1 protein-coding gene is annotated in these 502 nt (G+C 34.3%); it reads left to right on the top strand.

Features of this window, described 5'->3' with window-relative positions:
* On the top strand, positions 1 to 502 hold a 502-nt coding region (gene atpB, locus ABD944_RS42345), incomplete at both ends, for a F0F1 ATP synthase subunit A (RefSeq protein ID WP_345187955.1).

Raw genomic sequence — 502 nt, 5'->3', positions numbered from 1 at the left:
GCAATTGCATGGGCAAGTTTTCATTGTCTCTTGGTTAGTAATTGCTACACTTTTAACTTTATCATTTCTAGGTACTAGAAATCTACAAAGAATTCCTGAAAAATTCCAGAATTTTATGGAATTTATATTAGAATTTCTGCAAGATATTGCAAAAAATCAGATTGGTGAGCATGAATATCGCCCTTGGGTGCCTTACATTGCAACTTTATTTCTATTTATTCTAGGTTGTAACTGGGCAGGTGCATTAATTCCTTGGAAGTTAATTCACTTGCCTGAAGGTGAGCTAGCTGCCCCAACAAATGACATTAATACAACTGTGGCCCTGTCTTTACTTACATCTTTAGCTTATTTTTATGCAGGTTTAAGTAAAAAAGGGTTAGGCTACTATGCTAGATATATTCACCCAACTCCAGTATTACTCCCAATCAATATTCTAGAAGATTTTACGAAACCACTATCTTTAAGTTTTCGATTATTTGGAAACGTCTTAGCAGATGAATTA

It is taken from the genome of Actinomadura verrucosospora (genome assembly GCF_039540335.1).
Classification (GTDB): Bacteria; Actinomycetota; Actinomycetes; order Streptosporangiales; family Streptosporangiaceae; genus Spirillospora; species Spirillospora verrucosospora.
Note: the sequence above shows the minus strand (reverse complement) of the source record. Positions and strands in the feature narration are given on the sequence as shown.